The 26,143-nt window shown below is 65.7% G+C and carries 20 protein-coding genes; 9 read left to right on the top strand and 11 right to left on the bottom strand.

Translation table 11 applies throughout. The features are described from left to right. Nucleotides 1-100: 100 nt before the first annotated feature. The 4 genes from EGT50_RS08265 to EGT50_RS08250 form a co-directional block, all read right to left on the bottom strand. Complete coding sequence (locus tag EGT50_RS08265; RefSeq protein WP_127952802.1) at nucleotides 101-1,888, bottom strand: AMP-dependent synthetase/ligase; 1,788 nt, start codon at nucleotides 1,886-1,888, stop codon at nucleotides 101-103. 159 nt (nucleotides 1,889-2,047) lie between these two features. Then, nucleotides 2,048-2,764 (bottom strand): heme peroxidase, encoded by a 717-nt coding sequence (locus tag EGT50_RS08260; protein ID WP_127952799.1) that lies wholly within the window; start codon nucleotides 2,762-2,764, stop codon nucleotides 2,048-2,050. Nucleotides 2,765-2,831: 67 nt separating this feature from the next. Next, nucleotides 2,832-3,476, bottom strand: coding sequence for a phosphoribosyltransferase (locus EGT50_RS08255; RefSeq protein WP_127952796.1), 645 nt, complete (start codon nucleotides 3,474-3,476; stop codon nucleotides 2,832-2,834). Between the two features lie 127 nt (nucleotides 3,477-3,603). After that, complete coding sequence (locus tag EGT50_RS08250; protein WP_206615781.1) at nucleotides 3,604-4,923, bottom strand: TrpB-like pyridoxal phosphate-dependent enzyme; 1,320 nt, start codon at nucleotides 4,921-4,923, stop codon at nucleotides 3,604-3,606. Nucleotides 4,924-5,565: 642 nt separating this feature from the next. Here EGT50_RS08250 and EGT50_RS08245 point away from each other — a divergent pair. Together EGT50_RS08245 and EGT50_RS08240 are read left to right on the top strand one after the other, a co-directional pair. Further along, nucleotides 5,566-5,946, top strand: coding sequence for an RNHCP domain-containing protein (locus tag EGT50_RS08245; protein ID WP_127952789.1), 381 nt, complete (start codon nucleotides 5,566-5,568; stop codon nucleotides 5,944-5,946). A gap of 56 nt (nucleotides 5,947-6,002) precedes the next feature. Next, the gene (locus EGT50_RS08240; protein WP_127953881.1) at nucleotides 6,003-6,401 is read left to right on the top strand and encodes an RNHCP domain-containing protein; all 399 of its coding nucleotides are present in this window, start codon (nucleotides 6,003-6,005) and stop codon (nucleotides 6,399-6,401) included. A 251-nt stretch (nucleotides 6,402-6,652) separates the two neighbouring features. Here the strand turns inward: EGT50_RS08240 and EGT50_RS08235 are convergent, their stop codons facing one another. The 5 genes from EGT50_RS08235 to EGT50_RS08215 form a co-directional block, all read right to left on the bottom strand. Then, complete coding sequence (locus tag EGT50_RS08235; protein WP_127952786.1) at nucleotides 6,653-7,309, bottom strand: class I SAM-dependent methyltransferase; 657 nt, start codon at nucleotides 7,307-7,309, stop codon at nucleotides 6,653-6,655. Between the two features lie 259 nt (nucleotides 7,310-7,568). Further along, on the bottom strand, nucleotides 7,569-8,786 hold the full coding sequence (locus tag EGT50_RS08230) for a serine hydrolase domain-containing protein (RefSeq protein WP_127952783.1): 1,218 nt from the start codon (nucleotides 8,784-8,786) through the stop codon (nucleotides 7,569-7,571). Nucleotides 8,787-8,860: 74 nt separating this feature from the next. Then, the gene (locus tag EGT50_RS08225; RefSeq protein ID WP_127952780.1) at nucleotides 8,861-10,417 is read right to left on the bottom strand and encodes an MFS transporter; all 1,557 of its coding nucleotides are present in this window, start codon (nucleotides 10,415-10,417) and stop codon (nucleotides 8,861-8,863) included. 3 nt (nucleotides 10,418-10,420) lie between these two features. Beyond that, nucleotides 10,421-10,918: a hypothetical protein gene (locus EGT50_RS17230; RefSeq protein ID WP_235870649.1), complete on the bottom strand. Its 498-nt coding sequence runs from the start codon at nucleotides 10,916-10,918 to the stop codon at nucleotides 10,421-10,423. 156 nt (nucleotides 10,919-11,074) lie between these two features. After that, a complete protein-coding gene (locus EGT50_RS08215; protein ID WP_127952777.1) occupies nucleotides 11,075-11,254 on the bottom strand; it encodes a hypothetical protein in 180 nt (59 codons plus the stop codon). Between the two features lie 110 nt (nucleotides 11,255-11,364). Here EGT50_RS08215 and EGT50_RS08210 point away from each other — a divergent pair, with 110 nt between their 5' ends. After that, the gene (locus tag EGT50_RS08210; protein WP_127952775.1) at nucleotides 11,365-13,131 is read left to right on the top strand and encodes a DEAD/DEAH box helicase; all 1,767 of its coding nucleotides are present in this window, start codon (nucleotides 11,365-11,367) and stop codon (nucleotides 13,129-13,131) included. A gap of 251 nt (nucleotides 13,132-13,382) precedes the next feature. On the opposite strand, the gene EGT50_RS08205 is transcribed toward EGT50_RS08210, so the two are convergent. Together EGT50_RS08205 and EGT50_RS08200 are read right to left on the bottom strand one after the other, a co-directional pair. Next, entirely contained in the window at nucleotides 13,383-14,015 is a 633-nt protein-coding gene (locus EGT50_RS08205) for an AMIN-like domain-containing (lipo)protein (protein ID WP_127952771.1), read from the bottom strand. An 83-nt stretch (nucleotides 14,016-14,098) separates the two neighbouring features. After that, nucleotides 14,099-14,875, bottom strand: coding sequence for a deoxyribonuclease IV (locus EGT50_RS08200; protein WP_127952768.1), 777 nt, complete (start codon nucleotides 14,873-14,875; stop codon nucleotides 14,099-14,101). A gap of 127 nt (nucleotides 14,876-15,002) precedes the next feature. Between EGT50_RS08200 and EGT50_RS08195 the strand changes: the two genes are divergently transcribed. From EGT50_RS08195 to EGT50_RS08170, 6 genes are all read left to right on the top strand, one after another. Beyond that, entirely contained in the window at nucleotides 15,003-17,354 is a 2,352-nt protein-coding gene (locus EGT50_RS08195; protein WP_127953878.1) for an arylsulfatase, read from the top strand. A 69-nt stretch (nucleotides 17,355-17,423) separates the two neighbouring features. Then, nucleotides 17,424-18,191, top strand: a complete 768-nt coding sequence (locus EGT50_RS08190; protein ID WP_127953874.1) for an ABC transporter ATP-binding protein — start codon at nucleotides 17,424-17,426, stop codon at nucleotides 18,189-18,191. Between the two features lie 10 nt (nucleotides 18,192-18,201). Beyond that, nucleotides 18,202-20,739, top strand: coding sequence for an ABC transporter permease (locus EGT50_RS08185; protein WP_206615792.1), 2,538 nt, complete (start codon nucleotides 18,202-18,204; stop codon nucleotides 20,737-20,739). Nucleotides 20,740-20,926: 187 nt separating this feature from the next. Continuing rightward, entirely contained in the window at nucleotides 20,927-22,102 is a 1,176-nt protein-coding gene (locus EGT50_RS08180) for an acyl-CoA dehydrogenase family protein (RefSeq protein ID WP_127952762.1), read from the top strand. 8 nt (nucleotides 22,103-22,110) lie between these two features. Next, entirely contained in the window at nucleotides 22,111-23,244 is a 1,134-nt protein-coding gene (locus EGT50_RS08175) for an acyl-CoA dehydrogenase family protein (protein ID WP_127953871.1), read from the top strand. Between the two features lie 34 nt (nucleotides 23,245-23,278). Next, nucleotides 23,279-26,143: an ATP-binding protein gene (locus EGT50_RS08170; protein WP_127952759.1), complete on the top strand. Its 2,865-nt coding sequence runs from the start codon at nucleotides 23,279-23,281 to the stop codon at nucleotides 26,141-26,143.

Below are 26,143 nucleotides of genomic sequence, written 5' to 3'. Positions count from 1 at the left end.
CCGCAGGCCTCTGTAGTGCTCCGCAGGGCAGTGTGAATGTAAATCGGGCCCGGATGCCAGCGGCATCCGGGCCCGATTCTGCTTGTTGCGTTGTCGCGGCTCAGGCGTAGATCCGAGCGATGGTGTCGGCGTGTCGCTCGTGGATGACGTTGCGCTTGAGCTTCAGCGTGGGCGTCAGCTCACCCGTGTCGATGGTGAAGTCGACGTCGAGGATCCGGTACTTCTTGATCTGCTCCGGGTTGGACACCTTCTTGTTGCCCTCGGAGACAGCGGCGTCGATCTCGGCGACGAGGTCGGGATGCTTGACGATCTCCGAGATCGGGGTGTCGGCCGACACGCCGTGCCGCTCCTTCCAACCCGGCAGAGCCTCGGGATCGAGGGTGATGAGGGCGCCGATGAACGGCTTTGCGTCACCGACGACCAGGCACTGGCTGATCAGTGCATGTGCGCGTAGCGCGTCTTCGAGCACTGCAGGGGCGACGTTCTTGCCCCCGGCCGTCACGATGATCTCCTTCTTGCGGCCGGTGATCTTGACATAACCCTCGGTGTCGATCGTCCCCAGGTCGCCGGTGTGGAACCATCCGTCGCGGATCGAGTCGGCCGTGGCCGCCTCGTTGTGCCAATAGCCACCGAACACGACCGGGCCACGGACGAGGAGCTCGCCGTCCTCGGCGATCTGTGCGGCGTGGCCGTCGATCGGCTTGCCGACCGAACCGATCTTGATGTCCTTCGTGGTGTTGACGGTGATGGCCGCGCTGGTCTCGGTGAGGCCGTAGCCCTCGTAGACCGGGACGCCGATACCGCGGAAGAAGTGGCCGAGGCGGGCGCCGAGGGGTGCACCGCCCGACACGGCGCGCTCGCACTCGCCGCCAAGGGCCTCACGCAGCTTGCCGTAGACCAGCTTGTCGAAGACGAAATGACGCAGGCGCAGGCCCAGCCCGGGCCCGCCCTTGTCCTGTGCCTCGCTCCACGCGATGGCGGTCTCGGCGGCCTTGGCGAAGATCTTGCCCTTGCCACCGTCCTCGGCCTTCTGCTTCGCAGAGTTGTAGACCTTCTCGAATACGCGGGGGACCGAGAGGATGAAGTTCGGCTTCAACACGGCGAACTGATCGAGCAAGGTGGTCAGGTCGGCGGTGTGCGCAACCGTGACCTTCGCGTCGAACGCGCCGAACGAGATGGCCCGGGCGAACACGTGCGCGAGCGGCAAGAACAGGAGGGTGCGCTTGCCTTCCTTCATCGCATCGCTGATCGCGATCCGGACGGAAGCCGACTCGGCGAAGAAGTTCCCGTGCGTGAGCTGAACGCCCTTCGGGCGGCCCGTGGTGCCGGACGTGTAGATGAGGGTGGCCGGCGACGACGCGCTTACCTGCCGTCGGCGCTCGTGCACTTCGTCGTCGCTGATGCCGGCACCGCGAGTGACGAGTTCATCGATCGCGCCGGCATCGATCTGCAGCACCTCGCGCAATGCGGGCGCAGCCTCCGCGACGTCCTTGACCCGCTCGGCATGCGCGGACGTCTCCACGACGAGCAAGGATGTGGCCGAGTCCTCGAGGATCCACTTCGACTGATCGGCGGACGAGGTCTCGTAGATCGCAACCGTGCAGCCGCCCGCGGTCCAGATCGCGTAATCCAGGAGGACCCACTCGTAGCGCGTGGCCGCCAGGATCGCGACGCGGTCACCGAGCTCGATGCCGGATGCCATCAAGCCCTTCGCGACAGCCTTGACCTCTTTGGCGAACTGGGCCGCGGTTACATCGACCCAGTCGCCGCCGACAGGCTTCTTGAACGGGATGTGATTCGGGCATTCCTCTTCGTACCGGAAGACAGTGTCGGCCATCGACGCGCCGTCCGGGATGGTGAACGACTGTGGAACCGAATACTCACGCACTTTGACCCCTCCAAGAAATGTCATGTTGGATGTGCATTGCATCACATTCGAGGAGTCTTTGCACGGAGCTGGTCGCCCGATTTGCGTCGATCGGGTCCCGACCTGTGAAAACGACAGCGTCGCGAGTTCTGACGAACTCTTGCGCAGGGGTTCGATCCGTCAGGCGACGGGCAGGAAGTGTTCGTCGCAGGTGCATCGCCACCGCAGCACCGCGTATTCCAGCGCGGCTGGTGTGACGCCGAGCTCCTCGGCCGCTGCAGCGAGAACTTCCGATGCGGGCGCGCTCGCTGCGCTGGGTTCCGACGATCCGGTCAGCGCCTCTCGCACGAACTCCTCGACGGCGGCCGTATCGTCGGCGTTGGCTGCGCCGGCAAGCAGAAGTAGGTGTAGCCAGGTGGTGTTGTCGTGAGTTCCGCTGGACTCGTGCCATGCGGTGCGCACTTCGCTCGCGGTGTGGGAGTCATGGGTTGCGTCGACCAGATCTGCGACGGAGTCGATGTGCAGTGCGTGGAGGCGTTCGGCGGCTCGTTGGATCTCGCGAGCCCGCAGCGGAGCCGCTGACTCGGAGTAGCGGCGCTTGTAGTTGCCGATCTTGCCGGCCCATTGATCGGCACTGCCGACCTGTTCGAACGTGCTCAGCAGGGTGCGTGCGCCATCAGTGACCGGACCGGGGTCGTGGGCTCGTCGGTACGCGAGGTACCTGTCGACCACCGATCCGGCGTCGGCGAACCGGGCCCCGGCAGCCTGGACCGACTCGATGATGCATAGGGCCAGACTGCGCCGGTACGCGTCGGGCGACACCCATCCGGCCGGGTCGCCGAGGCGTGTGCGGCAAGCATCGACGACTTTGTGAATCTGTTTTTCCGAGACGGTCACGGATCCTCCCAGGCTTCGCTCTTCCCTGGTCCGTATATCGACGCGGGCATGGGGAGTGTTTCCTCGGTCACGTACTTTTTTCGTGGGAGCGTGCGAGCAAGTCTGTCACCTCGACGTCGTCGAGTTGATGGAAGTCGATGTACGCGCCACCGACGCCGCCGAGGTCCGCCGGAACGAATGGGCAAACGACCTCGTCGGCACACACCCTCATGCGGGACATGGCCTCCGGGGACGCCACGGGTACCGCGACCACGACACGACTCGCGCCCGCCGCCCGCGCGACCTGGCAGGCGACCGCGGCTGTCGCCCCGGTCGCCATCCCATCGTCGACGAGAATGGCGGTTCGGCCGGCCAATGGCGCGTGCGGATGGCGTCCGCGCAGCGCCTCGGCCCGCCGTTTCAGTTCCTGTCGTTCCTTTGTGCGAACCTCGTCCACCGCCTCACGCGGCAGGTTCGCGTGGCGTACAACGTCCTCGTTCAACACCTCGACGTCGCCCTCACCGATCGCCCCCATCGCCAGTTCGGGTTGCCATGGCACGCCGAGCTTGCGAACGAGGATGACGTCGAGAGGCGCGTCGAGTGCCTTCGCGACCTCGAATGCGACCGGGACGCCGCCGCGGGGAAGTCCGAGCACCACGGGGTCGGACCCGCGAAGGTGGCTCAGCGACTTGGCCAGCGTGCGACCTGCTCTCTCGCGCGTCGCATAGTGCATGCGCGTGCTCCGTTTCGCTCTCTACTCCGACGATACGCCCGAGCACCCGGCACCGGACGAGTGCCGGGATCACCCGATCGAGTGGTTGCCGCGGCGGAGCCTCTGCGCAGCTAGGTTGTCGAGGCAGCTAGGTCGTCGAGATCAGGGCCCCGTCGATGTGCGCCTGGTAGGCGGGGAGGTCGAGCATCCCGTGGCCGGAAAGGCCGATCACGAGGACCTCGGGCTCGGTCAGCTCGCGGGCGTACTCGGCGGCCGCGGCGATCGCGTGCGCCGACTCCGGCGCGGGGACGATGCCCTGCGTGCGCGCGAACAGCACACCTGCGGCGAAGGAGTCGGTCTGGTCGATGGCTTGGCCCGTGACGTAGCCGAGGTCGACGGTGTGGCTGAGCAGCGGCGCCATGCCGTGGTAGCGCAAGCCGCCGGCATGGATCGGATCCGGCACGAACTCCTGGCCGAGCGTGTGCATCTTCAGTAGCGGCGTCAGGCCGGCGACGTCACCGTGGTCGTAGCGGTACTCGCCCTGGGTGATCGACGGGCACGCGGCCGGTTCGGCGGCCACGATCCGGGTCTGCGCCCTGCCGTGCAGCACCTCTCGGATGAACGGGAAAGCCAGGCCGGCGAGGTTGGAGCCACCACCGGCGCAACCGAACACGACGTCGGCATCGGTCTCGCCGGTGGCCCGTAACTGCTCGACGGCCTCGAGACCGATCACGGTCTGGTGCAACACCACATGGTTGAGGACGCTGCCCAGCGCGTACCGTGCGTCGGGATCGTTCGCGGCGACCTCGACGGCCTCTGTGACCGCCATGCCCAGCGATCCTGGGGTGTCGGGGAACTCGGCCAGCATCTTGCGGCCCGACTCGGTCAGCTCGGACGGGCTCGGCCGTACGGTGCCGCCGTAGGTTTCCATCAGGTGTCGGCGATACGGCTTCGACTCGTATGACGCGCGCACCTGCCACACTTCGAGCGCGATAGCGAACTTGGCGCACGCGAACGACAGTGCGCTGCCCCACTGGCCGGCGCCGGTCTCGGTGGTGATCTTCTTTACGCCGTCCTCGGCGTTGTAGTACGCCTGCGCGACCGCGGTGTTGGTCTTGTGGCTGCCGACCGGGCTGACACCCTCGTATTTGACGTAGATCCGTGCCGGGGTGTCGAGGGCCTTCTCGAACTCACGCGCACGGATCAGCGGAGCGGGACGCCACGTCCGGTACGCCTCGCGGATGGGCTCGGGGATCTCGACGTACTGCTCGGTGGTGACTTCCTGCTCGATGAGGGCGCTCGGGAAGAGTGGAGCCAGGTCCTCGGCCGTGACGGGTTCCCGTGTGCCCGGGTGCAGGTGAGGCGGCGGGGCGACCGGCAGGTCCGCGACGATGTTGTACCAGTGGGTGGGGATGGGTGTCGTATCAGACACGGCTGGTTCCTTTCCAGGCGACGGGGTCGTCCACATTGTGATCCCTGTCATTCCGGGGGTGTGGGCCGGGTCGTCCCTGGGCAGGGTCCTTGGCGACGCATTGCACCGGTTCCTGTCGAGCCAGGCAACTCGGCCTTGTCGAGATCCGAGGTACTTTCCTCGCCGGCGTTGAAGAGCGCCGCACCCCAGAAGGTTTTCTTGTCGTCCAATCGGCGTACGTGGACAGGCGCCGGCCTCGGGCTTCGGGTGTCGATCATCGGCTTCCCGCCGATCGTGACGCACCGTCTTTCGATCGTGAGGGTGGAGTACTCATGGTCGACGTCGTCCACTGCACGGCGCACACTTCCCGATGAAGACAATATTTGCTTGCAGCACGACAAGCCTGTTGATAGGTTCGCGCAGCCACTGAAGACCTCGTCCGGGCCTGCCGCGCCCAAGAAATGAGCTTTATGCCCCAGCCCGCGCCGAGTGCGCCTCGCTGCATCGCCTAATCAGCCGTTGGAAACACGACACTGTCCTCGATGGGGACGGTGCCAGGACGTGCTGTAGCCGGTGCCTTGATTCAGCCACACCCTTGGATCGGCCGTCTTCTTGTGGCCTACGGGGTGGGCCAATTCGGCGAGGCCACTCGGCCCGCTCTTGCTGTCATCGCAGACCTCGTAGCAAGGAGCACATCGGGTGTCCAGCAACAAGTCTCATTCGAGCACACCTAGCAACGCCCTGAAGATCGGTACGTTCACCTGCACATGGTGCGGGCTGGCCGTGTCCACGGTCACCAGAGATGGCGTCCGACGAAACCACTGTCCTTCATGCCTGTACTCCCAGCATGTTCTCGACCACGTCGAGGGTGGCGGCAGCGACTGCCACGGCCGAATGCCACCCATCGCCATCGCCATGGATCGCACCGGTGCGTGGATGGTGATCCATCGATGTATGCGTTGCGATGAACTGACCTCGAACCACGTTTGTGCCGATGACAATCAGCTCATCTTGATGCGTACGGCGGTGCGGCCCTTGGCACAGCCACCGTTTCCGCTCGAATCCTTCAGCGACCTCTGAATAGCCAGGAAGGAGGTGACCTCGTGTCGAAACGCAACAAGAATTCACACGTCCGAATGAAGGCCAACCGGCGGCCGCAGCGGCACAAGGATGTCCTGCATGGTCAGGGTGGGCACCGAGCAAACGACTTCCGATGCGTCGGCTGCCGGCTTGACGTGTCCCTGGACGCGCCAGGCACCGCGCACCGCAATCACTGTCCGAACTGCCTGACCAGTCTGCATGTTGACCGCCGCGTCCCGGGCGACCGCGCAGCCACTTGCCGTGGCCGCATGGAGGCGCTGGGAATTTCGGTCCGGGACGCTGGTGAATGGACGATCATCCACCAGTGCTTGTCCTGCGGGGAGCTCAGCTCCAACCGCATCGCTGGGGACGACAACGCATTGGTGCTAGCGCGGTTGGCACTAAGGCCGCTGCGAGACAACAACATCGCCCATCGGATGCTGATCGTGTTGTGACCGATAACCCTGCCTGGTGCAGAGGGAGTAGGTGCCATGGCTCGTTCCGATCGAAACCTGAACGAGCCATAGCTATCTACGGGGTTCCCCTGCTGCCGATCTCGGGGTGAGATGTGAAGCTTCCTTGGATCGTCTCGAGGCGGGCGTTCAGGAATCAGGCTCGTGTGCATCGCAGACTCTTCACCAGTCCCCACAAGCTGGCCGGCTTGCGGGCGTACCGAGCCAGGCAGCCGTACCGAAGCAGGTGGTCGTCAGCGCCGACGAATGGCGTGCACCACTGTGTCACGGATTGTGGCCGGCTTCCCTTCGGGATTGAGCGCCTCGCGCGCCGGTTCCGCGCACATGACGATTTCCCAGTCGTCCGGATCTAGCTCGGCAGCAACCTGATCCGCCGTGAACAGTAGGTCTGGGAAATCGAATCTGCCGACGGAGGTTTGCAAGTCGGACGGATGGTGACCCACGATTAGGAGTCGCCCGCCGGGCCGCACGGCCGCTGCCATTCGACGGTGTAGCACTCGGCGGTCTGAAGCGGGCACATGAATGAAGTGTGCCGACACGAGATCGAACCGGTTGGCGGGGGGCTCCCAGGTTCGGAGGTCGGCCTGTTTCCACGACGTACGGTCCGCGATCTCGGAGCCCGCCTCCAGGGCCCGCGCGGCTGCACGGGCCAACGCGACCGGCGACACGTCCAGCCCGGTGACATCCCACCCGCGGGAGGCCAGCCAGATAGCATCGGCACCCTCTCCGCAGCCGACGTCGAGGGCGTTTCCGGGTGCGACATCGGTCACCTGTTCCACGAGGTGCGGATTGGGGTTCCCGCTCCACACCGCGGCAGTCGAGTCGTAGCGCGCGTCCCAGAACTCCTGGGTGCAGAGATCGGTCGCGTCCAGTGCATGATCGTGCGTCATGGCACCACTTTGAGTGACCAGCCCGATAATCCGATAGTCCTATTGCCGAAACGGCAAGAACCCGGGGGCTGTGGAATGTCACCGGATTGGACGTGTCGCCTGTCGCCCTGACCCGTGCGGCCGCCCGGGCCGACGACGCTGACGACGCTGACGACGCCGACCTGCCGTGGCTGGCCGCCTGGCTCGTTTAGCGTTTCATGTCAGTCGGTTAGCTCACGGGGCCCGGTGAGGGAGTCCGCGACACGGACGAGTCCGCCTCCTACGCGCCGGCACCGAGACGGAAGACGTTGTCCGGCGAGATGATCTCCGTGATCGCCTGGGCGAGCATCGCGCTGGGATCGTTTCCCTCGTAGGGGATGTCGCTGTTGACCATGATCACGAGAGTCGTCTCCCTCTCCGGGAGATACATAGATACGGTCTGGTAGCCGGGGATGCTGCCGTTGTGCCCGAGCCAGCCCCCGACGTCGAAGATCCCCAGCCCGTAGCTGATCTCGGACGGCGCACCCTCCACAGCCACCATCTCGAGCCGCTGCGCCTGAGTCTCCGGCTGCAGCAACGCTCCGGTAGCCAGGGCAGGAGTCCAGATGCGAAGGTCGTCGAGGGTCGAAATCATCGCTCCCGCCGCCCCTCCCCATGACGGATTCCAGTCCGTAGATACCGCTTCCTCGCCGTCAGCGGTCTGGTGGGTGTAGCCAGTCGGATGTGGTTCCGGAAACGCATTGGTGACAGGCAGACTCGTGTGGTCCATGTTCATCGGTTGGGTGATCTTCTGACTCAGATACTCTGGCAACGACATCCCACTGACCTTCTCGACGACAAGCCCGAGAAGAATCGTGTTCGTATTGGAATACTGCAATCCCTGTCCAGGCGGAAAAGCCGCGGGCTCGGCGAAAGCGTAATCAAGGAGTTGCTGCGGAGTGAAGGCTGCATGCGGATCCTTGAACAGCGCGTTTTGGAACTCCGCATTCGCTGTGTAATTGGGGAGCCCACTTTGCATCCCGGCAAGCTGCCGCAGGGTGATCTCATCGCCTGACGGCACGCCCTCGACGTACATCGAGATGGGATCGTCGAGAGCGACAAGCCCCTCGTCGACAAGCTGTAGAACCCCGGTTACGACAAATGTTTTGGTGACACTTCCGATTCTGCTGTAGAAATCGGTCTTCATCGGAGTGCTCAACGTCTTGTCGGCTACTCCCAACGCCCGTACGTAGTTGCCGTCCGGTCCCCAGACGCCAACGATCGCGCCGGGAATCGATGCTGTCGTCATCGTGTTCTCGATAGCCGCGTCGATGCGGTCGGCCATAGCGGAGTCAAGCTGTGTTCCCGCGTCAAGGCTCGTTTGCACCTCGGTGGCGGTTGCGGAGCCGTCCGTCGATGACGAGCCGCCCGAGCACGCCGCCCCGAGAACCAGCAGCAACGCGGTTGCGACCGCGGCCAGAGTTCGTCGTCGATTCGTCTTGATCACGGAAGGTGCCATTCTTGAAAAATTACTCCATGGTGTTTGGGTCGATCCGCCTCGGTACGTCAGGCGCCACAAGGCGCATCCGCCCATCACTTTGCGTATTCGGCCAACATCCGCTTCTCCTCGTCGCGATGCGGGAAGCAGAAGAACACCAACGTCGCTCCCGCACACACCACCAGGATCGCGGCAAGGTATGCGCGGTTGTCACCGGCGAGAAAAGCAGTACGTGCAGCAGCAATGATCTGGTCGGCGTACTGCGGATAACGTTCCGCGAGCACAACCGCGCTCGAGAACGACTTCGTCAGCGCGGCTTGAGTTTCCGGTGTTGTCTGACTCGCCTCCGGCGAAGCGGCAATCGCCGCCGACAACGACTTGGCGTAGCCGGCGGTGAGCACCGCGCCGAGGATCGATTGCATGATCGCACCACCGAGGTCGCGCTGTAGGTCGGACGTACCGGACGCCATACCCACCCGCGACACGGGCACCGAACCGGTGAGCGAGCGTGACGCCGGAGTCCCCGCGAACCCCACGCCGATGCCGACCAAGGTGTAGGCCGCAGCGACCTCGAGGTAGCTCGAATTCTCCTTCCACCAAAGCAACGCGACCAGCAATCCGAGGACGACGAACAGGTACCCGAGCAACAGGGTGAACCGGGAACCGTGCGACTCGACGAGTGTCGCTGACCGGGGCGCGACGAAGATCATCGCTACGGCAGCCGGGATGATCGCCGACCCAGCCGCGAGTGTCGAATAGCCGAGTACGTTCTGGAGGAACTGCTGCCCGATGAACATGGCGCCCATGAGCGAGCCGAACACCACCAAACCGGCAACCGCGGCCACCCAGAACGTCGGACGGGAGGCGACGTGTAGGTCGAACAGTGGGTGCTTCGCCCGGCGTTGCCGCAGAAAAAACGCTGCGCCCGCAGCCAGCGCAATTACGCCCAGCCCGATGGCGGTAGCCCCGGCACCGTCCACGGGTGCGAAATTGATCGCCAGAACGAGGGCGGCGATGAAGATCACCGAGATGATGCCGCCCAGGTTGTCGACGGGATCTGACGTCTCGTTGACGTGGGCGGGCACCCAGACGAGGGCACATACGAGCGCAAGGGCGGCGAGGGGAAGGGTCACGAGGAAGACCGAACCCCATGGGAACTGCTCGAGCAGCGCACCCGAGACGATCGGTCCGAGTGCGGAGATCGCCCCGCCCAGTGCCGACCACAGGGCGATCGCCTTAGTACGAGGCGGCCCCGACCACAGCGCGGTAATGAGCGCCAACGTCGTCGGGAAGGCCAATCCTGCTGCGACCCCGCCGAGAACGCGCCCGAGGAAGAGGATTTCGACGGTACCCGCGAAACCCGCGATCGCCGACGCCGGTAGCGACAGCGCCATGCCGAACACCAGCATTTGCTTGCGACCGTAGCGGTCGCCCAGGGCACCCAAATAGAGGACGGATGCCGCGAGCCCCAGCGAGTACCCCACAGCGACGAGGTTGAGCTGCGTCTGACTCGCGTCGAATGCTCGGCCGATGTCGGGCAGCGCGACGTTCGCGACCGCAAGGTTCAGGTTGGCGACGGCTGCGACGAGAATGAGAGTCGCCAGGACCACCACTGCCCTGGCCGGCGCTCGAGTGGGGTCGGTTCGGGTCACGTGTCAGCTCCTCGGTTTCTCCTTGTTGGCGGAATGGCTTTCCACCGCATCCGATTCCAGATTGAGAAGGCGATTCCCTGCCGAACCGATCGGCGATGCGCGGAGTGGGAACAGGAGAACCGTGATCGCCCCTGCCGCCACGAGGGCGGAGGCGTGCGCGGTCGTCATAGTTCCCGCACCGACCGCCACTCCCGCGACAGCCACGATTACCGGCAACCCCGTTCCCGCATACAAGGCCAACTGGGTGCGTTCTCGAACGGTGAAGGAAGGATCGGTGCCATTCGATCCGCGATCGAATCGCGCCGAGATGAAGACCGGGCCGGAACGCACCAGCAAGATCAGCAGCACGAACGCAACCAGCAGGCCCGGGTTTTCCGATCCGGCGATATCGAGGACGTGCGGACCGATGATGATCCCAGCGAGTAGAAGCAGTACGACCCCGGGCACCAACTTGCGGGGAAACAGGCCCGCGATCAGGGGCGCGACAACAGCGGACGCCACGATCCAAGAAAGCGAGGCGCCAATTGACGGCATGCGTCACCCCATCTCGAATGGCCGGACGAGCACTGGGCACGAGCCTCACAGAGACGCGGTCCGGGGTCATCATCCGTGACTCTTTATCCTTCTCCAGTGCTTCCGCAAGGCTTTGGCTGAAATTCAGAAGCCGATTCTGCCGAGCCAACTCGAGCGCAGTGTGGAACGCGCAGATGCGGCCTCGTGCTTGCTCACATCCTCGGCCGCGAACTCGTCGGTCGCGACCTCGGTGGCGCGTGCGAGAACCGTAGGAGACAGGGGAGCCGAATCCGTACTCGAACGCGTGTACGGACTCGACGACACGCACATTCCACGCATCCGAGCGTGCGTTCGGTGCAGGTCGCAGCGTTGGTGCACGTCGAGGGCGGTCGGGGCAAGGCCCCTACCACGCATCGACTAAACTCACTGGTCAAATGAGTGACACCGAGCGTGACCCGCAGTCCGACAGCAATCCCGCCACCTTCGCCGAACTCGACATCGACGAACGTGTGCTCCAAGCCCTCTCCGACGTCGGATATGAGTCGCCCTCACCGATCCAGGCCGCGACCATTCCTCCGCTGCTCGCCGGCAACGACGTCGTCGGTCTCGCGCAGACCGGCACCGGTAAGACCGCCGCGTTCGCGATCCCGATCCTCTCCCGCCTCGACGTCGACCGGAAGGTCCCGCAGGCCCTCATCCTGGCGCCGACGCGTGAGTTGGCGCTGCAGGTCGCGGAGGCGTTCGGGAAGTACTCCGCCCACATACCGGGCGTGCGTGTGCTGCCGATCTATGGCGGTCAGGCCTATGGGGTGCAACTGTCGGGTCTGCGCCGCGGCGCGCAGATCATTGTCGGCACCCCCGGTCGGGTGATCGACCACCTGGAGAAGGGCACACTCGACCTGTCGAACCTCGACTACCTCGTTCTGGACGAGGCCGACGAGATGCTCAAGATGGGCTTCCAGGACGACGTCGAGCGCATCCTCGAGGACACTCCCGAGTACAAGCAGGTCGCCCTGTTCTCGGCGACGATGCCGCCCGCGATCCGCAAGATTTCCAAGCAGTACCTGCACGATCCGATCGAGATCACAGTCAAGGCGAAGACCCAGACCGCCGCGAACATCTCCCAGCGGTGGGTGCAGGTGGCGCACCAGCGCAAGCTCGACGCGCTCACCCGGATCCTCGAGGTCGAACCGTTCGAGGCGATGATCATCTTCGTCCGAACCAAGCAGGCCACCGAGGACCTCGCGGAGCGCCTGCGGGCCCGCGGCTTCTCCGCCGCCGCGATCAACGGTGACATCGTGCAGGCCCAACGCGAGCGCACGATCGGCCAGCTCAAGGCCGGTGCTCTCGACATCCTCATCGCCACCGACGTCGCGGCTCGCGGCCTCGACGTCGACCGCATCTCGCACGTCGTCAACTACGACATACCGCACGACACCGAGTCGTACGTGCACCGCATCGGCCGTACCGGTCGCGCCGGACGCGCTGGCGACGCGTTGCTGTTCGTCGCACCGCGCGAACGCCACCTGCTCCGGGCTATCGAGCGGACCACCCGGCAGTCGCTCACCGAGATCCAGTTGCCGACGGTGGAGGACGTCAATACGCAGCGGGTCGCGAAGTTCGGTGATTCGATCACCGCCAGCCTGGCTTCGCCGAACCTGGCTCTGTTCCGCAGGCTGATCGAGGACTACGAGCGCGAGCACGACGTCCCGCTCGCCGATATCGCCGCGGCGCTGGCGGTGCAGTCCCGTGACGGTGAATCGTTCCTCATGGAGCCGGAGCCGCCGGCCCCGCCGCGCCGCGAGCCGCGTGAGCGCCCGGCCCGCCGGTTTGACGACGGTCCGCGGTTCGGCCGCGAGGGCCAGGAGTTCGCCACCTATCGCATCGCGGTCGGCAAGCGGCACAGGGTTGTGCCGGGGGCGATCGTCGGGGCCATCGCGAACGAGGGCGGTCTGCGCCGCAGCGACTTCGGGCACATCAGCATCCGGCCCGACCACAGCCTGGTCGAGCTGCCGGCGAATTTGTCCGGAGAGGCGGTGGAGGCGCTGCGCGCCACGCGAATCTCCGGAGTGCTGATCCAGCTACAGCTCGATCAGGGTCCCCCATCTGGGCGTCCTTCTCGCGGCGGTCGCAACGACAGGGCTGGCGGGAAGTTCGGCCGCAAGAGCGACAAGTTTGCCAGGCGTCGCCCACGCGACTGACCACTACAGTCACTACCTGGTCGAACGGCGACGGATTGGTCGCCATGCGGCTCGAATCCGGCCACGCTCCCCGCTGTTCGTTCAACTCGAACCTGTGACGGGAGTGATTTCTGCTCTGTAAGGCGTTCAACGCACACAGCGCCGGAGTCCCGATCGGGCTGACGCCGCTGTCCGATTTCCAGGTTCACAACATCCGTCGCTACTTCTGATCCACTCCCTCCACCTCAGGCTTGGGAAGGGGGAGTCGGACGTCAGTGCGCTACATCGACGACGAGTCGTGTCGGATCGCTGAGGCTATAGACATGGAACGATACGTCCGGCTTCGAAAGGCCTATCAGTGTCTGGGTGGTGCCCTCGAAGACACCGGCCTCTTGTACCTCTGTGACGACACCTGGGTTCTCGACCTCGAGAGGATTCGGGCCGGAGTACGGCTCGATACCAATCGTGGACGGAATCGACGAGCCGTCGATCAGGACCTGCAGTATTCCCTGGCCGTTCACTGTGATCGTGTGGCCGCTGCCCTGCTGAACGGCGGTTTCGACGATGTCGGCTCGCCACCCCGGCGTCCCGGTGCCGCCCAGTTCGTAGATCACACGGTCGAACCCGTCGTGGCTGGTCACGAGCATGTCCGTGACGGCGAGCGCGGCGTCCGGAGATGGAGCCTCGGACTGTGGTGCCGTTCCGGTCGGCACCGCAGTCATCGCGCCGTCGGACGCCTTGAATGCCTTCGCGTCGCTGTTCCTGTCTTCGGAGTCGGAAGCAGACGAAGTGAGCGGGGCCGATGCGGTTGGCTCGGACTCCGCGTTCGTACACCCGGCGAGGGCGAGGGCCGCGGCAGCGACGGAGGACATGGCGAGCTTGCGGTGGGACCGGAAATTCGTCATATCTCGGGATGGTAAGTGTCGATTCCGGATCGGTCCGGATTTGACGCGCCTCGTGTCCGATTCGGTATCTGGCGTTCGGCGTGTCAGCCAGCCGTGAGCGCATCGCGCAGGTAGGCGAGGTCGTCGGCGATCCCCTCGGCGGGTGTTTCGAGGATCAGCGGGGCCCCGGCCGCGGACGCGATGTCGGTGAGCATCGCAGGGTCGATCGTGCCCGTGGCCAAGTTCGCGTGGCGGTCACGGGCAGAGTTGAATTCGTCGCGTGAGTTGTTCAGATGAACCAGGTCGATCCGGCCGGTGATCCCCTTGATCCGCTCGACGATGCCGGGCAATTCCTCCCCTCCGGCCCACGCGTGGCACGTATCGAGGCAGAACCCAGCGCCGAATTCGCCCACCGCATCCCACAGACGGGCGATCGCGTCGAGATGCCGGGCCATCGCGAAGTCTCCGCCGGCAGTGTTCTCGATGAGAATCGGAACCGCGAAGCCGCCCTTGTCCTGTTGTCGTTCGAAAAGCTTGCGCCAGTTCGTGACTCCCGCAGCGGGGTCTTCGCCGTCTCGGACGTGGCCGCCGTGGACGACGAGTCCGAGCGCACCGATTTCGGCAGCGGCCGCGGCCTGATCGGCGACGGCCTTGCGGGACGGCATGCGGAGTCGGTTGTTGAGGCTGGCGACATTGATGACGTACGAGGAGTGCACTACGACGTCGATCGGGCTCCGCAGGATGCGCTCGGTCTGCGGGTGCGGTTCCGGCTTGTCCCATTTCTGCGGGTCGGTGAGGAAGAGTTGGACAATGTCGGCACCGAGACTCTCACCGATCCCGATAGGGTCGTCGTCCTGCCGTAGGTGGGCTCCGATCCGCATGGGTTCGAGAGTAGTGGGTTCAACGGTGGGTATCGCGGTGACGGCCGCGGATGTCGACGTCGAATCGGCCCGTGTCCTTCCCGTGCGTGTGATGATGGAGTTGCAGTCGCATGGGGAGGGCCCAGCCATGGCTGAGGAATTCACCGGCAAGGTATCGGTCGACATCCGGGAATCGACGCCCGACTGGGCGCCGTTCACCGAGTCCCGGGCGCCGGAGGGGGCGCCCAACATTCTGTATCTGGTGTGGGACGACATCGGCATAGGTACGTGGGACACGTACGGCGGATTGGTCGACATGCCCAATATGCGTCGTATCGCCGATCGTGGAATCACGTTGAGCCAGTTTCACACGACCGCACTGTGTTCACCGACGAGGGCGTCGCTGCTGACGGGCCGCAACGCGACGTCGGTGGGCATGGCGACGATCGTGGAGTTCACCGAAGGATTCACGAACTCGAGCGGGCGGATTCCTGCGGACTGTGCGCTCGTCTCCGAGGTCCTCGGTGAGCAGGGGTGGAACACGTACGCGGTTGGCAAGTGGCACATGACACCGCTCGAGGAGATGAATCTTGCTGCCACCAAACGCAATTGGCCACTCTCTCGGGGATTCGAGAGGTTCTACGGGTTCTTGGGCGGCGAGACCGACCAGTGGTACCCGAATCTCGTCTACGACAACCACCCCGTCGACCCGTCGTATGCGCCTGAAGACGGATACCACCTGTCGAAGGACTTGGCGGACAAGTCGATCGAGTTCATTCGGGACTCGAAGGTCATCGCGCCCGACAAGCCGTGGTTCCTCTACCTGTGTCCGGGTTGCGGTCATGCACCGCATCACGTAGCGAAGGAATGGGCCGACCGATACAAAGGTCGGTTCGACATGGGGTACGAGAAGTATCGGGAAATCGTCCTCGAGAACCAGAAGCGTCTCGGACTCGTTCCGGAGGACACGGAACTGTCGCCGATGAACCCATATGTGGACGAGGTCAGTGCGGACGGCACTCCGTGGCCGGAGCTCGACACCGTCCGCCCGTGGGATTCGCTCGGCGACGACGAGAAGCGGTTGTTCTGCCGGATGGCCGAGGTGTTCGCCGGCTACCTGAGCTACACCGATGCGCAGATCGGCCGTCTGCTCGACTATCTCGACGAGTCCGGACAACTCGACAACACGATCATCGTGGTGTTGTCGGACAACGGTGCGAGTGGGGAAGGCGGCCCCCACGGCTCGTTCAACGAGCACAGGTTCTTCAACGGCTACGCGGATCGGATCGAAGGCAATCTCGAGAAGATCGACGATTTGGGCGGTCCGGAGACATACAACCATTACTGCATCGGTTGGGCGATGGCGTTCAACACTCCATACAAGCTCTTCAAGCGGTACGCCTCACACGAGGGCGGTATCGCCGATCCGTGTCTGATCTCGTGGCCGGACGGCATCTCGGCGCGCAGCGAGGTTCGGGATCACTACATCAACGTCTGCGATATCACGCCTACGGTCTACGAGTTGCTCGGCCTCGACCCGCCGCTGACCGTCAAGGGGATCCCGCAAAGACCGCTCGAGGGGACCAGCTTCCGAACGATCCTCGAGGACGCGGACGCGGTGACCGGCAAGACGACACAGTTCTACTCGATGCTCGGGACCCGCGGGATCTGGCATCAGGGCTGGTTCGCCGACACCGTCCACGCAGCGACTCCGTCGGACTGGTCGCACTTCGACGAGGACCGGTGGGAACTGTTCCACATCGAGCAAGACCGCAGCCAGGTGGACGACCTCGCCACAGCACACCCTGACAAACTCGACGAGATGCGCGAGCTGTGGTTCGACGAGGCCGCCAAGTACGACGGGCTACCGCTCAACGATTTGGGCATGCTGTCGATCGCGGGGCGGAAGCGTCCCTACCTGACGGGCGACCGCACTTCGTCGGTCTACTACCCCGATGCCGCCGAGGTGGGCCCGGGCGCAGCGCTCGAGATCCGGGGCCGCACGTTCTCGTTGCTGGCGGAGGTCACCATCGAGTCCGACGACGCCGAAGGCGTGTTGTACGTGCATGGGGGCAGGCTCGGCGGGCACACGCTGTTCGTGCAGGACGGCCACCTGAAGTACGTGAACAACTTCCTCGGGGAAGAGGAGCAGATAGTCGTCTCCGCGGACCGCATCCCCCGGGACGCCCACGTTCTCGGGGTACGTTTCGAACGCACCGGTACCGCCGACGACGACTTCACCCCGGTGGGAAACACCACGCTGTACATCGACGAGCACGAGATGGGGACGCTCGAGGGGATGCGGCTCCAGCCGGCGACATTCTCCGCCGTGGGGGAGGGCATCCGGGTCGGCCGCGATACCGGCCAGTCCGTCACCCGCCTCTACAGCGCACCGTTCCGATTCAGCGGCGGCACTGTCGCAAGGGTCACAGCCGACGTCTCCGGTGAGCCGTACCTCGACATCGAGCGGGAAATCGCACGCGCTTTCTCCCACGACTGACCCGCTTCGGCTTCGGGGTCCAAGATCAGGGATGTCCCCGATGGTTTCCGGCACGGCCCGCGGGTGAAGATGTTGGGCATGCCAACGGAAACCGAGATGCCCACCGACACCACACTTGCCGCGCGAGCGGTCAACCTGACGAAGGTCTACGGCACGGGGGACACCCAGGTCCACGCACTCGCGGGGGTGTCCGCGGAGTTCGCGCGGGGGGAGTTCACCGCCATCATGGGGCCTTCCGGCTCCGGCAAGTCGACGTTCATGCACTGCCTCGCCGGCCTGGACGCAGCGACGTCGGGTTCGGTGCTGATCGGTGCGACCGATCTGACCGCACTGTCGGACAAGAAGATGACGCAGCTGCGCCGGGACCGGATCGGGTTCGTTTTCCAGGCGTTCAACCTGGTGCCGACCCTCACGGCGCTCGAGAACATCACGTTGCCGCTCGACATCGCCGGCCGGAAGGGCGACCAGCACTGGCTCGACACCGTGATCGACCGGTTGGGTCTGCGCGATCGCCTCGACCACCGTCCGGGGGAACTTTCCGGCGGCCAGCAACAGCGCGTCGCGTGCGCACGCGCCCTCGCCGGGCGGCCGGAAATCATCTTCGGTGACGAGCCGACCGGAAATCTCGATTCACGATCGTCGGGTGAGGTGCTGTCGATCCTGCGGGCCGCAGTCGACGAGTTCGACCAGACCGTCGTGATCGTCACGCACGATCCGCGGGCCGCGAGTTTCGCCGATCGCGTCGTGTTTCTCGCCGACGGGCAGATCGTCGACGAGCTGCGCGAACCCACGGCGGAGTCGGTCCTGGACCGCATGAAGAACCTCGAGACGGTCTGACGCCATGGCCATGTCCAGTTCCCCGATGCGCAAGGTGTCGTTGCGCAACCTCGCCGCGCACAAGGTGCGGCTCGCCCTGACCGTGTTGTCGGTGGTGCTCGGTACCGCGTTCGTCGCCGGATCCTTCGTGTTCACCGACACCTTGCAGAAGACGTTCGACAGCATCGTCGACAGCGAGGCCACGGGCGTCGACGTGCGTGTCAGCTCCGTCGAGCAGCACTCGAGCGGTGTCCCGGTCGCCGCCGTCGAGACGATCCGCGGCGTCGACGGGGTACGCGCCGTCGCACCTTACGCGGGCGGCCCGATCGTGGTCCTCAACTCGGCGGGCAAGCCGATGCAGAACGGCGGCGCACCGAGTTTCGGTTCTTCGTACTTGCCGCCGGACCAACAGCTCGGTGAACCGGCGGAGTTCGTGGTGGGCACACCGCCCGAGCAGGCCGGCCAGATAGCACTCAACGACGGTGCCGCGAACCGGGCGGGTCTCGCGGTGGGCGACCAGACGCAGGTGCTGACGAGGGACGGGCCGAACGACGTCACCGTCTCGGGCATCTACGCGCTCGAGAACGACGCCGGCGGCTACGTGGAAGCGCTGTTCACCGATGCACAGGCCCGCCAGCTGTTCACCGACGGCAACCATGTCGCATACATCGACGTCGCCGCCAGTGGGATCTCACCGAACGAGCTCCGCGACCGGGTCGCCCAAGCGCTACCCGACACCAAGGTGCAGACCGGCGCCGAGGTTCGCGAGGAGGCCAAGGACGAAATCACCGAGGCCCTCAGCTTCATCAACTACTTCCTGCTCGCGTTCGGCGCGATCGCGCTGCTGGTCGGCACCTTCATCATCTACAACACCTTCTCGATGATCGTTGCGCAGCGCCTGCGCGAGCTCGCGCTGCTGCGTGCGATCGGCGCCGGCCGTACCCAGATCGGCCGGTCTGTGGCCTTCGAGGCGCTCGTCATCGGCGTGATCGGCAGTGCACTGGGTCTCGCCGCCGGTGTCGGGCTCGCATACGGCCTGCGCAGCCTGCTCAACGCGTTCGATATCGGTCTGCCCGGCGGGGCGCTGCAGGTCGCGCCGCGAACGACCGTCGTCGCGCTCGTGCTGGGTGTGCTCGTCACCGTGGTCAGCGCCTACGCGCCGGCCCGCCGGGCTGCCAAGGTTCCGCCGGTCGCTGCGATGCGCGAGGAGTCCGTGTCCGCGGGTGACACCCTGAAGGTGCGCACCCTGATCGGTGTCGTCGCCGCCGCCGGCGGTGTGATCGCACTGGTCGCCGGGTCCAGGTCCACTGGTGGTGGCGCGGCGGCGACCGTCGGGCTGGGCGCCTTCGCGCTCGTTCTCGCTGTGCTCCTCGCCGCGCCCGCGCTGTCTCGCCCGGTCGTCGGCGCTCTCGGTGCGGTGTTCGCCAGGCCGTTCGGACCGGTGGGGCGACTGGCCCGCACCAACGCGATCCGCAACCCCAAGCGCACGGCAGCGACTGCATTCGCGCTGACGCTCGGCCTGATGCTGGTGTCGCTGATCGGCGTGCTCGGCGCGTCGGCGAAGTCGAGTGTCAACGCACTTGTGGACACGGGGGTCGAGGCCGACTTCGTGCTCACGCCATTTGAGGTGTCCGACCCTCACTGGGGGCTCGGCGTTCAAACCAAGGCTGCCGAAGCGGCGGAGGGGGTGGACGGCGTCGAGGAGGCGGTCCGGCTGCACCCGGTGATGGTGGCGATCGATGACGAGGACGCGACGGGCACCGCATTCAGCGGACCACCCGATGCCGTGCTCGAGTACGAGATGAAGGAGGGCTCGGCCTCCGTCACCGGTAGCAACATGCTCGTCGCTGAGTCCGAGGCCGCAAAACGCGGCTGGAACTTGGGTACCCCTGTCACCCTGGTCAGTCGGGACGGAGAGCCGGTGATGACCACGGTGACCGGGATCTACGCCGACAACCAGCTGCTCGGTTCGTGGGTCGTATCCGGCGATGTCTACCACGAGGTGACGCCGCAGAATATGGCCTTCATCGTGGGTGTGCTGATCAAGGCGACGCCCGGCGCAGATTTGGCCACGATGGCTGCCGATCTGGCGGCCGCGACAGACCCCTTCGGGGCGGTGCAGGTCCAGGACCGAGAGCAGTTCAAGGGCACCCAGGCGCAGCAGATCGACACTCTCCTCGCCGTGCTGTACGGGCTGCTGGCGCTCGCAGTGGTCATCGCGATCCTGGGCATCGTCAACACCCTGGCGCTCTCTGTGGTCGAACGACGACGTGAGATCGGGATGCTGCGGGCGGTCGGCATGCAGCGGGTCCAGGTCCGCCGCACCATCTATATCGAGTCGGTCCTGATCGCGGTGTTCGGGGCACTCGTGGGTGTGGTTCTCGGCGTGGTGTTCGGCTGGGGTTTCGTGAGGACGCTCGCTGACCAGGGTCTTGATCAGATCGCGGTCCCGTGGGGCCAGGTGCTGGCGATGCTGATCGGGTCCGGTGTGGTCGGTGTCCTCGCGGCATTGTGGCCGGCAGCCCGGGCGGCACGAACCAAGCCGCTCGAGGCCATCGCCGACGTGTAGGTAGGTATGACCGGCGGCGGTGCCTTCACGGTCTTCGGCCGTGAAGGCACCGCCGCTGTGTCCGATCTGTGGGTGGGGCAGCTACTCGGGACATGCTCGTCACCGGTGCAAAGCCTCCGTTCCACGCGCCCGAGAAGAGTAGCGTTCGCATCGAGGACCCGACCGATCCACGCGGAGGATATCGTCGATGAATTTGGCTTTGACCACCGAAGAACGAGCGTTCCGGGACGAGATGCGAACCTTCTTTCGGACCAAGATCCCCGAGGAGATCCGCGAGAAGGTGGCGTCAGGGGCGCCAATCGGTCGCGACGACTTCGTCACGTCACAACGAACGCTCAACGCGGCGGGTCTGGCGGTGCCGCACTGGCCGGTCCGGTGGGGTGGCCGCGACTGGTCGGAGGTACAACGTCACATCTGGCGCGATGAGATGCAGTTGGCCGCGGTTCCCGAACCGCTCGCGTTCAACGTGAACATGGTCGGCCCGGTGATCGCCAACTTCGGCTCCGAGGAACAAAAGGCGCGGTTCCTCCCGCCGACAGCGAATCTCGACATCTGGTGGTGTCAGGGGTTTTCCGAGCCCGGCGCCGGGTCCGACCTGGCGTCGCTGCAGACGCGTGCAGTCCGCGACGGCGAGCACTATGTCGTAAATGGGCAGAAGATGTGGACGACGCTGGCCCAGCACGCGGACTGGATCTTCTGCCTGGTCCGCACCGACCCGAACGCCCCGAAGAAGCAGGCCGGCATTTCGTTCCTGCTGATCGACCTCACCTCACCCGGCGTCACGGTGCGCCCGATCCAGTTGATCGATGGCAGCTACGAGGTCAACGAGGTCTTCTTCGACGAGGTCCGGGTTCCGGTCGAGAACCTGGTCGGCGAGGAGAACGCCGGTTGGAGCTATGCGAAGTTCCTGCTCGGCAACGAGCGGACCGGGGTCACGGGGGTGGGCCGCGCCAGGGTCAAGCTGGCGCGGGCGAAGGCGCACGCGGCCCGCACGCCGGCCGGGTCGGGCAGTCTGCTCGACGACCCGCTGTTCGCGGCCCGGGTGGCCGAGCTCGAGAACGAACTGCTCGCACTGGAGTTGACGCAGCTGCGGGTGGTCGCGAGCTCGGCACACGGCAAGCCGGATCCGGCGTCGTCGCTATTGAAACTGCGGGGCTCGGAGCTCCAGCAGGCGGCGACCGAACTCCTCGTCGACGTTGCCGGACCGGACTCGCTGCCTTTCGACGCCGGAACCGACATCGCAAGCCCGCTGTGGGCCCAACGAGCTGCCCCGGCGTACTTGAACTATCGCAAAATGTCGATCTACAGCGGGTCGAGCGAGGTGCAGCGCAGCATCATCGCCTCCTCGATCCTGGGATTGTGAGGCGGGGGATGGACTTCGAACTCGACGACGAACAGAAGCTGCTGCGGGACACCACGAAGGAGCTTCTCGACCGTAGCTACGACGCCGAGGCACTGGCCACGGTCAAGGCGACCCCGCGAGGGTGGAGCCTGGACGTGTGGCGGCGGCTGGCCGATACCGGACTCCTGGGGCTCGGGTTTGCCGAGGAGGACGGTGGATCGGGCGCCGGTGCGGTGGAGATCGGACTCGTGATGACGGAGCTGGGACGACGTCTTGCACCGGAGCCCGTCCTCGACGCGGTGACGTTGCCTGGCGGGTTGATCGCTGATGTGGGCAGTGAGGCGCAACGGCGGAAGATTCTGCCCGACGTGACGGGGGGCGGCACTCTGCTCGCGTTCGCTCACGCCGAGCCGGGATCCCGGTGGCCCGCCGTCGAAGTCGTCACCAGTGCTGTCCGGCAGGGGGATTCGTGGACGTTGTCGGGGACGAAGAACCCGGTGCTTCACGGCGACTGCTCGGACACGTTCGTCGTCTCGGCGGCACTGCCGGACGATGGAGTCGGGTTGTTCCTCGTGAACGCGGACGCGCCAGGCCTGGAACGGAAAACGTACGCAACCCACGACGGATTGCGCGCAGCACAAGTCGACTTCCGCAACGTCTACGCAGAACCGCTCGGTAGCGGTGGGGACGCCGTTGCCGCTATTCGGGCCGCGCACGTGCGGGCGCAGGCGGCGCTGTGCGCCGAGGCCGTCGGGGCGATGGAGGAGGTGCTGCGCCTCACCACCGAATACCTCCGGACCCGTCGGCAGTTCGGAGTGCCACTGGCCAAATTCCAGGCACTCACGCACCGTGCGGCGGACATGTACGTGTCGCTGGAACTGGCCCGCAGCATGAGCCTGTACGCCATGATGGCGCTCGCGGACGGCGTCGTAGACCCCGAAGTGGCCTCGCGCACCAAGCTGCGGATCGGACGGTCGGCCCGGCACATCGGGCAGGAAGCGATCCAAATGCACGGCGGAATCGGCATGACCGCCGAATACGCCGTGGGGCACTACGTGTCACGGCTGACGGCGATCGAACACACTCTCGGTGCAACAGAGGATCACTTGCGGGTGCTGGCCGCGGACGTCGCGGGGCACAGCATGGTGGACGCCACGGACTAACGGCGGGCGTGACGGGCGGTGAAGGGAGCGACTGGTGGCGAACAGAATCGAGTTCGCGGTGCTGGGTCCCGTCACGGCCCGGCGGGGGGGCAACCCGATCGGCCTCGATCAGCAGGAGCGGGCGCTGCTGGCCGCGCTTCTCGTGGCATTTCCGCATTCGGTGGACATCGAGCGCTTGCGCGCCCTGGTGCGGTCTACGCGGGCTGCGGAGGGGAACGGGCAGGTCGCTGACGGCCCGGACGCCCTGGAGCAGGCTCTCGAGCGACTCCGAAGCCGACTCGGCGCCGGCCCGGGTGGAGACGACGACGCTTTGGTCCGGGAGGGCACGCGCTACCAACTCGTCGTGCCTCGTGACGCCGTCGATTCGGCCCGATTCGTCGATGAGGTGCGTCGCGGTGACGCGATGCTCGAGCGGGCGCCGGACGCCGCGGCCGACGCCTATCGTGAGGGACTGCGACTGTGGCACGGCTCCGCGTTCGATGGCATTCCGACGTCGGCGTTCCTGGAGACCGAGTTCATCGAATCCGCGGTGGCGCGGCTGACCGCGCGCCGGTTCGAGGCCCGGATCGCGCTGGCCCGAGCGCAACTCGCCGCGGGCGAGCCGGCGTCGGCGGCGGTCGAGGGCGAGGCGCTGGTGGTGGATCACCCGCTCGACGAGCGCGCTTGGGAACTCCTGGTGCTCGGGCTGGCCCGATCCGGTCAGGAAGCGCACGCGCTCGCCGCGCTACGGCGCTGTCGCGCCGTCTACGACGATGGTCTCGGGTCCGAGATCGGCGTCGGGCTTCGTCGGATCGAGAAGGCGATCCTGGAGAAGGACGTCATCTACCTGGAGACCGCCGAGGTGTCGCCACCGCCGATTCTTCCCGGATCGAACCTGGTCCTGCCGGGGACCAGGTTGGTCGATCGCGAACGGGACGTAGCGCGTCTCGTGGAGTTACTGGAGGAGAGTCGACTCGTCACGCTGGTGGGGCCACCCGGGGTTGGAAAAACACGACTTGCTGTCGAGGTTTGCCGCCGCAACGAGATGCCGGACGGGCCTTGGATCGTCGACCTCGCAAAGGTCAGCGACGGGGCACTGATCCCTTCGACCATCGCGACGGTGCTCTCCTTACCGGGCGTCGGATCCGCAACACACTTGGCCGAAGTGATGGCCGCGAAGTCGAGCGTCCTCGTCCTCGACAACTGCGACCATGTCGTCGGCTACACGGCGGACACCGTGCGGGCAATCATCGAGCATTGCGAGGGCGTCCACGTGATCGTCACCGGCCAGAGTGCGCTCGGGGTCGCGGGCGAGGCCGTGCACGAGGTGACATCCCTGCCGGTGGACGGCAAGGCGCTCGAACTGTTCGCCGAGCGCGCGGCCGGTGTCGACGTCACATGGCGACTGGACGACAAGAACGAGCGGTCGGTGCGGACGGTCTGTACCCAGGTCGTGGGCATTCCGCTTGGCATCGAGTTGGCGGCGGCGCAGTTGCGCTACATGAACGAAGCCGAGATCGCCGACGGTCTCGCGAAACACATGACGCTGCTGCACGGAGTTCCGGACCCCCAGATCGGTCCACGTGGACGGATGTGGGACGTCGTGGACTGGGTCAACAGCTTGTTGTCGGACGCGGAGGCGATGCTACTGCGTCGGACCTCGGTGTTCGCGGGTTCGTTCGATGCCGACGGCGCAGCCGCGATGTACGAATTCGCCTCCGAGACCGACGTGTCGGCCGTGCTGACCGTGCTCGTACGCAGAGGCTTGCTGCGGGTGGTGCCGGGAACGTCACCTACTCGCTATCGGATGCTTGCATCAATCCGCCAGTTCGCGCGCGAACAGGCCGACGATGCCGAGTCGATTGCAATCCGGGCTGCTCACCGCACGTTCGTGATGGCGCGGGTCGAGAGCGCCGCCGGCATGCTGCGAAGTGCGCGCGCCGGGCATGCCCTCACAAGGCTCACCGAGGACCAAGCTGAACATCGGGCTGCCCTCGAGTCGGCGTTCGCGGCGGACGATGCTCACTACGCACTCGAACTGGCCGGCTACCTCTCGTGGTTCTGGTACCGGACCGGGAATGTCGGTGAGGGCCTGAAGTTCCTGCGGACCGCGCTCGACATGGTCGCGGGGGACTGGCGGCCGCCCGAGCCTCGTGTGATGGCGCGTGCTCTCGACGGTCTGTCGTCGTTGACCTACCTGACGGGTGACGCAGCGATAGCAGAGGACGCGGCCCGCCGGGCCGCACACCTGTGGTCGTCGATCGGCGACATCGGCGAGATGGCCCGGGACGAGGCGTGGCGAGCACTGTTCGTGGCGATGCAGGGGCAGCCGGAGGCGGCGGTCGAACCCGCCCGGAATGCCGTGAAAGTCGCGGCCGAACACGATTCTGTGTGGACGGAGACCGAGGCGCGGACCGTGTTGGGCCTGCTGTTGCGCACGATTGGATCGGTCGACGAAGCCCGCAAAGAACTGCGTGCGGCGATACGAGTCGGTGAGCGTTGCGGGCACCGATGGGCGGTGACGGCGTCGACGTGGGGGCTGATGAAGGCCGCGGCCGATGCCGGTGACGTCGAAGGCGCGCTCGCTACGATGCGGGTGCTTCGGGCGGAACTCGAGGAAGACGACGTTATCTCGTGGTTGGTGATGGTCCACTCGACAGCAGCGGTGCTGGCGTCCGCGGGGCGCCCCACGGATGGCGCCGTGCTGATGGGGGCGGCGGACGCGCTCGGTGCGCAGTCCGGATTCCTGCCGACATGGATCGACGTGGTGGACGGCCCAATCGAGGCAGCCGCCGTCCACGACGCACTCGACGACGAGGAGTACGAACAGTACGCCACGATGGGCGCCCACCTCACACGCGAGCAGGTCGATCGACTGGTCGGCGAATTGGTGGAGGGGCCGGTGACCGAACCGCGCTAG

The sequence above is a fragment of the Rhodococcus xishaensis genome, assembly GCF_004011825.1.
Classification (GTDB): Bacteria; Actinomycetota; Actinomycetes; order Mycobacteriales; family Mycobacteriaceae; genus Prescottella; species Prescottella xishaensis.
The sequence above is the reverse complement of the archived record's forward strand: the minus strand, read 5'-3'. Positions and strand labels throughout refer to the sequence as shown.

What these genes read in the sequence shown, in the direction of transcription:
- EGT50_RS08255 (WP_127952796.1), bottom strand. Translation starts at nt 3,476, where the DNA reads ATGCACTATGCGACGCGCGAGAGAGCAGGTCGCACGCTGGCCAAGTCG.
- EGT50_RS08250 (WP_206615781.1), bottom strand. Translation starts at nt 4,923, where the DNA reads ATGTGGACGACCCCGTCGCCTGGAAAGGAACCAGCCGTGTCTGATACG.
- EGT50_RS08240 (WP_127953881.1), top strand. Translation starts at nt 6,003, where the DNA reads ATGAAGGCCAACCGGCGGCCGCAGCGGCACAAGGATGTCCTGCATGGT.
- EGT50_RS08235 (WP_127952786.1), bottom strand. Translation starts at nt 7,309, where the DNA reads ATGACGCACGATCATGCACTGGACGCGACCGATCTCTGCACCCAGGAG.
- EGT50_RS08230 (WP_127952783.1), bottom strand. Translation starts at nt 8,786, where the DNA reads ATGGCACCTTCCGTGATCAAGACGAATCGACGACGAACTCTGGCCGCG.
- EGT50_RS08210 (WP_127952775.1), top strand. Translation starts at nt 11,365, where the DNA reads ATGAGTGACACCGAGCGTGACCCGCAGTCCGACAGCAATCCCGCCACC.
- EGT50_RS08205 (WP_127952771.1), bottom strand. Translation starts at nt 14,015, where the DNA reads ATGACGAATTTCCGGTCCCACCGCAAGCTCGCCATGTCCTCCGTCGCT.
- EGT50_RS08200 (WP_127952768.1), bottom strand. Translation starts at nt 14,875, where the DNA reads ATGCGGATCGGAGCCCACCTACGGCAGGACGACGACCCTATCGGGATC.
- EGT50_RS08195 (WP_127953878.1), top strand. Translation starts at nt 15,003, where the DNA reads ATGGCTGAGGAATTCACCGGCAAGGTATCGGTCGACATCCGGGAATCG.
- EGT50_RS08190 (WP_127953874.1), top strand. Translation starts at nt 17,424, where the DNA reads ATGTTGGGCATGCCAACGGAAACCGAGATGCCCACCGACACCACACTT.
- EGT50_RS08185 (WP_206615792.1), top strand. Translation starts at nt 18,202, where the DNA reads ATGTCCAGTTCCCCGATGCGCAAGGTGTCGTTGCGCAACCTCGCCGCG.
- EGT50_RS08180 (WP_127952762.1), top strand. Translation starts at nt 20,927, where the DNA reads ATGAATTTGGCTTTGACCACCGAAGAACGAGCGTTCCGGGACGAGATG.
- EGT50_RS08175 (WP_127953871.1), top strand. Translation starts at nt 22,111, where the DNA reads ATGGACTTCGAACTCGACGACGAACAGAAGCTGCTGCGGGACACCACG.